Origin of the sequence: Cupriavidus basilensis, from assembly GCF_029335485.1 — a bacterium.
Taxonomy (GTDB): domain Bacteria; phylum Pseudomonadota; class Gammaproteobacteria; order Burkholderiales; family Burkholderiaceae; genus Cupriavidus; species Cupriavidus basilensis_E.
This window is the reverse complement of record NZ_JARJLM010000614.1, coordinates 1-8,024: the sequence shown is the minus strand read 5'-3', so window position 1 is coordinate 8,024 and position 8,024 is coordinate 1. Positions and strand designations below refer to the sequence as shown.

The 8,024-nt window shown below is 67.7% G+C and carries 8 protein-coding genes; 6 read left to right on the top strand and 2 right to left on the bottom strand.

Going from position 1 to position 8,024, the window contains the following annotated elements:
- The first annotated feature begins 18 nt into the window (after positions 1-18).
- Positions 19-1,146, top strand: a complete 1,128-nt coding sequence (locus P3W85_RS37720) for an NAD(P)/FAD-dependent oxidoreductase (RefSeq protein WP_276268546.1) — start codon at positions 19-21, stop codon at positions 1,144-1,146.
- 38 nt (positions 1,147-1,184) lie between these two features.
- Here P3W85_RS37720 and P3W85_RS37715 read toward each other — a convergent pair whose 3' ends face one another.
- Positions 1,185-2,078 carry an alpha/beta fold hydrolase gene (locus tag P3W85_RS37715; RefSeq protein ID WP_017226132.1) on the bottom strand — a complete coding sequence of 298 codons (894 nt, stop codon included), beginning with the start codon at positions 2,076-2,078 and terminating at the stop codon, positions 1,185-1,187.
- A 162-nt stretch (positions 2,079-2,240) separates the two neighbouring features.
- Between P3W85_RS37715 and P3W85_RS37710 the strand changes: the two genes are divergently transcribed.
- Together P3W85_RS37710 and P3W85_RS37705 are read left to right on the top strand one after the other, a co-directional pair.
- On the top strand, positions 2,241-3,974 hold the full coding sequence (locus P3W85_RS37710) for an acyl-CoA synthetase (protein WP_276268544.1): 1,734 nt from the start codon (positions 2,241-2,243) through the stop codon (positions 3,972-3,974).
- A 601-nt stretch (positions 3,975-4,575) separates the two neighbouring features.
- Positions 4,576-4,941 (top strand): hypothetical protein, encoded by a 366-nt coding sequence (locus P3W85_RS37705; protein ID WP_017226134.1) that lies wholly within the window; start codon positions 4,576-4,578, stop codon positions 4,939-4,941.
- 1 nt (position 4,942) lies between these two features.
- Here P3W85_RS37705 and P3W85_RS37700 read toward each other — a convergent pair whose 3' ends face one another.
- Positions 4,943-5,860: a ferritin-like domain-containing protein gene (locus P3W85_RS37700; protein WP_430869698.1), complete on the bottom strand. Its 918-nt coding sequence runs from the start codon at positions 5,858-5,860 to the stop codon at positions 4,943-4,945.
- 132 nt (positions 5,861-5,992) lie between these two features.
- Between P3W85_RS37700 and P3W85_RS37695 the strand changes: the two genes are divergently transcribed.
- The 3 genes from P3W85_RS37695 to P3W85_RS37685 form a co-directional block, all read left to right on the top strand.
- On the top strand, positions 5,993-6,517 hold the full coding sequence (locus P3W85_RS37695) for a gamma carbonic anhydrase family protein (RefSeq protein WP_276268543.1): 525 nt from the start codon (positions 5,993-5,995) through the stop codon (positions 6,515-6,517).
- 39 nt (positions 6,518-6,556) lie between these two features.
- On the top strand, positions 6,557-7,585 hold the full coding sequence (locus tag P3W85_RS37690; protein WP_276268542.1) for an Hsp33 family molecular chaperone HslO: 1,029 nt from the start codon (positions 6,557-6,559) through the stop codon (positions 7,583-7,585).
- A gap of 86 nt (positions 7,586-7,671) precedes the next feature.
- The coding region (locus P3W85_RS37685; RefSeq protein ID WP_276268540.1) for a hypothetical protein at positions 7,672-8,024 on the top strand (353 nt) is incomplete at its 3' end.

Genomic DNA, 8,024 nt, shown 5'->3' with positions numbered 1-8,024 from the left:
CGCGCCGCCTGCCCACCCATGCCGACCCACGCCACCGCCTCCGCCACGCCCGACTCCTGCCATCATGCCGACGGCAGCACACGCCCCCCCGTCATCCGCACCGACATCCTGATCATCGGCGCCGGCCCGGTAGGCCTGTTCGCCGCCTTCCAGGCGGGCGTGCTGGGGCTCAAATGCGAGCTGATCGACGTGCTGGACCGCGCGGGAGGCCAGTGCACCGAGCTCTATCCGGAAAAGCCGATCTACGACATCCCCGCGGTACCCGGCTGCCTGGCCCAGGACCTGGTCGACCGCCTGCTCGAGCAGTGCGCGCCGTTCGCGTTTCCGATGCACTTCAACGAGCGCGCCAACGGGCTGGCCGAGGTTGCGGCCATGCCGGCCGCGGAGCACACGCCCGGCCATGAACATGCGCACCGCCTGCTGGTCACCACCGACACCGGCAAGCGCTTCAACGTGGCCGCGGTGCTGATCTGCGCCGGCGCCGGTGCCTTTGCCCCGCAACGCGTGGCGCTGCCCGAGGCGGCCGCGCTGGAGGACCGCCACCTGCATTACGCCGTGCGCGACACCGCGCGCTTCGCCGGCAAGCGCGTGGTGGTTGCCGGCGGCGGCGACTCCGCGCTGGACTGGGCGCTGGCGCTGCGCAAGACCGCTGCACGCGTGACCCTGGTCCACCGCCGGGAAGGCTTCCGCGCGGCCGATGGCACGGTCGCCGAAATGCGCGCCGCGGTGGCCGCCGGCGAGATGGACTTCGTGGTGGGCATGCTGGGCGCGCTCAAGACCGAAGGCGAAACCCTGGCCGGCGTCGATATCCGCACCCGCGACGATACCGTGAGCCTGCCGGCCGATGAGCTGATTGCGCTGTACGGCCTGGTCTCCGAGCCGGGCCCTATCGCCCACTGGGATCTCGACATGCGCGCCGGCCGCATCCTGGTGGACACCAGCACCTACGAAAGCTCCCGGCGCGGCATCTTCGCCGCCGGCGATATCGCGTTCTACGCCAATAAACAGAAACTGATCCTGTCCGGCTTCCACGAGGCCGCGCTGGCGCTGCGCCGCGCCTATCACTACGCCTTCCCGGAAAAAGCGCTGGTGCACGTGCACACCAGCAACAACGCCACGCTCAAGGAAAAGCTGACGCACGCCTGAACGGCGCCCGGGGCCAGCCAGCGCCCTGCGGCGCGGCATCACGCGCAGAACGCCTCGACCAGGCCGGCCACCACCTTCGGCTGGTCGTGATGCAGCATATGGCCGGCGTCGTCGACGATCGCTTCGCGAAAATCGCGGAAGGCCCTGAAGCGCTGCTTGAATTCGTCCAGCGGCTGCTGCCGCGCGATATGGCCGAGCGTAGCCGAGTCGCGCGCTTCCACGTGCAGCACCGGCGCGGTGGCTTCGGCCCAGATCGCCATCACTTCGTCGAGCCGGTACAGCACCGGGTTGATCATCTTGTGCGCCGGGTCGCCGAGGATTTCCCAGCGGCCTTGCGCATTGCGGCTCGACCAGTGCCCGGCCAGGAACGCGGCGCGGTCGTCGGGCAGGCGCGGATTGGTCTTCTGCAGCCGCGCCGCCACCGCTTCCACGCTGTCGTAGGTCTTCAGCGGCTGATGCTGGCGCAGTTCGTCCAGCCAGCGCGCATAGCGGCCAGGCGCCTGCTCGGCACGGGTGGCGGTCATGCCGAACCCTTCGAGATCGACCACGCGGCGCACCCGTCCGGGGCGGACGCCGGCATAGATGCAGGCGACATTGGCGCCCATGCTATGCCCCACCAGGTTCACCGGCTGGTCCGGCTGGTAGTGATCGAGCACGGCTTCGAGGTCGGCCACATAATCGGCGAACCAGTAGGACTCGGTGCCGGGATAGCGGGTGGGCCAGCCGGTCAGGCCGAAGCCGCGCCAGTCCGGCGCGATCACGTGCCAGTCGCGCTCCAGGGCGTCCACCATGAACTGGAACGATGCCGCCACATCCATCCAGCCATGCAGCAGGAACAATCTGGGCGCGCCGGCCTCGCCCCAGTGGCGTACGTGCATCTTGAGGCCGCGCAACGTGATAAATTCCGAGCGCGAGGTTTCTCTGATTGTCATGGTGTCTCCCCGGGGTGCCTTTTTGCTTTTCGTGGCGGACGCCTTCTCCCGCGGCAACGGGGAAGCCCAAAAATAGAACGATCGTTCGTTTGCGAGGATTATAGCGGCAAGCCAGCCCGGCACGCATCCCCGCCAAGCGCAGCGCAATCCAGGAGACCCAGCATGGCCGCACCCGTCCTGCCCGCAAGCCGGCGCGACGACTACCTCGCGCTCTACGACAGTTTTCAGTGGCACATCCCCGAACACTTCAACCTGGCGCAGGCATGCTGCGGCCGCTGGGCACGCGACCCCGCCAGCGCCGACCGGGTAGCGGTCCACACCGAACACGAGGACGGACGCCGCGCCAGCTACAGCTACGCCCATATCCAGGCTGAAGCGGACCGCCTGTCTCGGGCCTTGCGTGCGCTGGGCGTGGCGCGCGGCGACCGCGTCGGCATCGTCATGCCCCAGCGCATCGAGACGGTCATTGCCCATATGGCGGTCTACCAGCTCGGCGCCATCGCCATGCCTTTGTCGATGCTGTTCGGGCCCGAAGCGCTGGCCTACCGTTTCCAGCATAGCGAAGCCTGCGTGGCGATTGCGGACGAGAGCGCGATCGACAATGTGCTGGCTGCGCGCGGGGAATGCCCTGCCCTGGCCACGGTAATCGGTGTCGGTGCGGCGGTCGGACGCGCCGAGCATGACTGGGACGCCATGCTGGCCGCCGAACTGCCGGCGTTCACCGCCGTGCGGACCAAGGCCGACGAGGCCGCGGTGCTGATCTACACCAGCGGCACCACGGGGCCGCCCAAGGGCGCCCTGCTCCCGCACCGCGCGCTGATCGGCAACCTGCCCGGCTTCGTCTGCTCGCAGAACTGGTTCCCGCAGGCGGACGACGTGTTCTGGAGCCCGGCCGACTGGGCCTGGACCGGCGGGCTGTGGGATGCCCTGATGCCCGCGCTGTATTTTGGCAAACCCATCGTGGGCTACCAGGGCCGCTTCTCGGCGCAGGTCGCCTTCGCACTGCTGGAGCGCTATCGTGTCACCAATACCTTCCTGTTCCCTACTGCGCTCAAGCAGATGATGAAGGCCTGCCCCGCGCCGCGCGAGCGCTACCAGTTGCATCTGCGGGCACTGATGAGCGCGGGCGAAGCGGTCGGCGAAACGGTGTTCGACTGGTGCCGCGAAGCGCTCGGCGTGGTCGTCAATGAAATGTTCGGCCAGACCGAGATCAACTACATCGTGGGCAACTGCGCCGCGCAGAACGACGACGGCCGGCTCGGCTGGCCGGCGCGCCCGGGTTCGATGGGCCGCCCCTATCCCGGTCACCGCCTGGCGGTGATCGACGAGGAAGGCAACCCTTGCGCACCGGGCGAGGATGGCGAGATCGCCGTCTGCGGCACCGACCGCCATGGCCACCCGGACCCGGTGTTCTTCCTCGGCTACTGGCGCAACGAGCAAGCCACCGCAGGCAAGTACGTGGAACGCGACGGCCTGCGCTGGTGCCGCACCGGCGACCTGGCGCGCGTCGACCATGACGGCTACCTGTGGTACCAGGGCCGCGCGGACGATGTCTTCAAGTCGTCGGGTTATCGCATCGGCCCGAGCGAGATCGAGAGTTGCCTGCTCAGGCATCCCGCGGTATCGAACTGCGCCGTAGTGCCGTCACCGGATCCGGAGCGCGGCGCCGTGATCAAGGCCTTCATCGTGCTGGTGCCGTCCGTCGCGCGCTCGGCGCAGGCCGACGCGGCGCTGGTCGCCGAACTGCAGCAGCACGTGCGCGGCCAGCTCGCGCCCTATGAATATCCCAAGGCCATCGAGTTCATCGAGCAGTTGCCGATGACCACCACCGGCAAGATCCAGCGGCGCGTGCTGCGCGAGATGGAAGCCACCCGCGGCGCGGCGGCACGCCGGTAGCATTTGCCGGCACCCACGGGTGCCTGTCCGGCGCTGGCAGCCTGTTTCATCGGGCCCGGCGCCCCCGCGCCGGATGGGCCTGCCGCGCCGACGCCGTTCCTCCCGCATATCTCCCAACACCGCCCGCCCTGCTGAGGCGGGCCCACGCCGACCGCAGGAGCCATTCCGGCCCTGCCGCACCCCCGTCCCCCGGGGGTCAAGTATTCGCCAGACCAGACGTTAAAGAGAGCATGCGAAGCGCATCGCGCACCGCTGCCCCATTGGGGAATCAGGATAACGCACTGGTCACGGGAATTACCCATGCGGGTCTTCTACTTCAGCCTCGGTATTCCAGAGGAATTTATAAGAATATTCCTAAATATAAGGTCTCGTACCGGCGATCGCCTGGCCGCCGTATATAGGAATACTCTTAATCCTCACCCTCGGAAATCCGAATTATTTCCATATTTTTTGCGCCACGACCTAGCACAATATACTAAAAATAGGTGCAAGAAAATTCTGCTTATCTCGATTGTTTTTCCTAATCCGAAAAATAAAATTCCTAAAGAGCGCAGGGAAATTTCTCAATGCGCTCCAACTCACTGACCTACAGGGGATTACGATGAGCACGCATTCACGCACCGGTCACTCCACCCCCAACAAGCTCGCACGCGGCGTGCGGCTGGCACTGGCGAGTGCCTTGCTATCTCTATCGGCGTCGGGGTGGGCCGCGGGCGGTGTCATCGTTTTCCACGGCGCCATCGTCGTACCAACCTGTGCAACGCAGGCCGGCACCGGCGGCACGGCCTCGCTAAGCTGCCCGCCCAACGGCACCAATCCCGCGGAATTCGCCGCGCTACCGCTGCTGCCCGGCCGCACGGCGATGCTGAAGAGCGCGCGCGCGTCGGTCCAGACGGTACGACTCGTCAACAGCGCCAATCCCGGCAGCAGCCAGCAGGGCTACATCATCGTTGCCGAATACTACTGACCTACTGACCGGCCTGCGCGTCCAGCCACGCCAGCTCGTCCTCGGCGAAACCCGCCGCCCGCCGCGCCGCCAGGTTGAATGGCGGGCGCAGGCGCGGCGCCTGGTAGCGCTCAGCCAGTTCGGCGTAGGTAGCGACGGGGTCCAGGCCGCGCGCAGCGCATAGCCAGCGGTACCAGTGGTTGCCGATGGCGACGTGGCCGACCTCGTCGCGCAGGATGACGTCGATAATGGCGGCGGCCTCGTGATCGCCTGCGGCGGCGAGCTTGGCCCGCACCGGCGGCGAGGCGTCCAGCCCGCGCGCCTCGAGCGTGCGCGGCACCAGCGCCATGCGCGCCAGCACGTCGCCGGCGGTCTTGTCGGCCATTTCCCAAAGGCTGTTGTGGGCAGGAAAGTCGCCATAGCGCGCGCCCAGCGTGGCCAGGTGCTGCGCCAGCAGCGTGAAATGCAGCGCCTCTTCGTCGGCTACGCGCAACCAGTCAAGATAGAACGCCACCGGCATCCCGGCGAAACGCCAGATCGCATCCAGCGCGAGGTTGATGGCATTGAATTCGATATGCGCGAGCGCATGGATCAGCGCGCAACGGCCCGCAGGCGTATGGATGGAGCGGCGCCGCTCCACCCGCTGCGGCGGCACCAGCTCAGGCAGCAGCGGCCGGCCGGGCAGCGGCAGTCCGGCGTGCAGGGACTCTTCGATACCAATGCCAATGGCCTGCGCCGCCATGGCATCGGCCGCCTGCCGCATCCTGCGCGTGGCGGCGGCCTTCTCCCCGGCATCGTTCACGCACAGGATGGCAAGCGCCTGGCGGCGCAGGGTTGGCGCTGCCAGCCCTGGCGCGGCGCCATGTGTATCAAGCGGCATACCGCCGGGATCGGAATCGGGAGCGCCCACGGGCGCGGCATCGGGTAGGTTTGCTGGCATAAGCGGCGTAAAATCCGGGTTGCCGCCATTGTAGGGGCGCGGCAGGCAGCGCAGACGGCGCCGCCCCGCCACCTCCCTTTAAAGCCCGGCGGCAAACCCCATATACGCATACGAACTTGTGCAGGAGACCTCATGGCGCTTTACCAGCTCGGCGATATCGCCCCAACCATCGATCCGGATGCCTACGTGGCGCCGGAAGCGACCATCATCGGCAACGTGACGCTCAAGGCACGTGCCAGCGCATGGCCGGGCGTGGTGATCCGGGGTGACAACGAACCGATCGTGGTAGGCGAGTCCAGCAATGTGCAGGAAAGCACCGTGCTCCATACCGATCCGGGCTGCCCGCTGACCATTGGCGACAAGGTATCGATCGGCCACCAGGCCATGCTGCACGGCTGCACCGTCGGCGAAGGCTCGCTGATCGGCATCCAGGCGGTGATCCTCAACCGGGCCGTGATCGGCAAGGAATGCCTGGTAGGCGCCGGCGCCGTGGTCACGGAAGGCAAGGTGTTCCCGGATCGCTCGCTGATCCTGGGCGCCCCTGCCAAGGTGGTACGCGAGCTGACCGAGCAGGACGTGGCCAACCTGTACCGCAACGCCGAGACCTACGCCACGCGCCAGGCCATGTACAAGACGCAACTCAAACGCATCGACTGAGGCGCAGCGACGCCTGCGCCGATTTACCGACGGATTATCGTGACTGACACCACCCCCCCCGACACCCTGCAGAAGTTCCTGTTCGACGCGGCCCCCGTGCGCGGCGAACTGGTGCGCATGCAAGCCACCTGGCAGGAAGTGCTGCGCCGCAATCATTACCCCGCGCCGGTGCGCCGGCTGCTGGGCGAGATGATGTCGGCCGCCGCGCTGCTTTCCGCCAACCTGAAGTTCAATGGCGCCCTGGTGATGCAAGTGCACGGCGACGGCCCGGTGCGCATGCTGGTGGTCGAGTGCCTGTCCGACCTGTCGATGCGGGCCACCGCCAAGCTGGCCGAAGGCGTCGCATTCGCCGACAACGCCACCCTGGCGGATCTTGTCAACGTCAATGGCCATGGCCGCTTCGCCATCACGCTGGACCCGCAGGACAAGCTGCCGGGTCAGCAGCCGTACCAGAGCATCGTGCCGCTGGCCGACGCGCATGGCCCGATGGCATCCATGACCGCCGTGCTTGAACACTATATGCAGGCCTCCGAGCAGCTCGACACGCGGTTGTGGCTGGCCGCCGACGACCAGGTCGCCGCCGGGATGCTGCTGCAGAAGCTGCCCTCCTACGGCGGCACGCTCGAAGGCCATGCCGGCCGCGCCCCCGCGGAAGTCGGTGAAACCGGCGCCCCGCTGGCCGGCAGCGGCCGCGCACAGGACCTCGACACCTGGGACCGCGCCTGCCAGCTTGGCGCCACGCTGAAGGACGAGGAACTGCTGGCGGAGACGCCCGATACGTTGCTGCGCCGCCTGTTCTGGGAGGACCTGGAAGCCACCGGCCTGCGCGTGTTCGAGCCGCTCACTCCGCACTTCAACTGCTCGTGCTCGCGCACCAAGGTGGGCGCCATGCTGCAGAACCTGGGCCGCGTGGAAATCGAGGACATCCTGGTGGAGCGCGGCGAAGTGGAGATCCAGTGCGATTTCTGCGGCCAGCAATACCACTTCGATCCGGTCGATTGCGCGCAGCTGTTCGCGCCGGCCCCGGTGGCTACCGGCGCGGGCGACGGCGCCAGCCAGCAGCACTGAACGGCGGCGGCGCAGCTGCCGGCGGAACCTTTGCGCCACCCGTCGCGGTCCAAGCGTCAGCCACACAACAGAGTCAGGGGATCATCATGTCCGCTTCGCCCTCGAACCTGCTTCCGGCCGATGCGCGGGCACGGCTGGCGCAAGTCCCCGCCCGCGCAAGAGGCCTGCTCGGCGCCCTGCTGCTCGGCGCCCTGCTGGCCGGCGCAGGCTGTGCGCAGCTGCCGCGCGATATCAACGGCTCGCCGCCGACGGCGCGCCTGGCGCCCGCCGGCGTGCCTCCCGCCCCCATCACGCCCGAGGAAAGCCGGAAGATCGACGCTCTCAACCGCCAGGTATTGCGCGACCAGGACGCCGCCATTGCCCGCCAGCAGCAGGCCGAGGCCTTCGCGCGGGCCGTGCCCTATGCCTATCCCTACCCCGGCCCCACCTGGAATGTGTA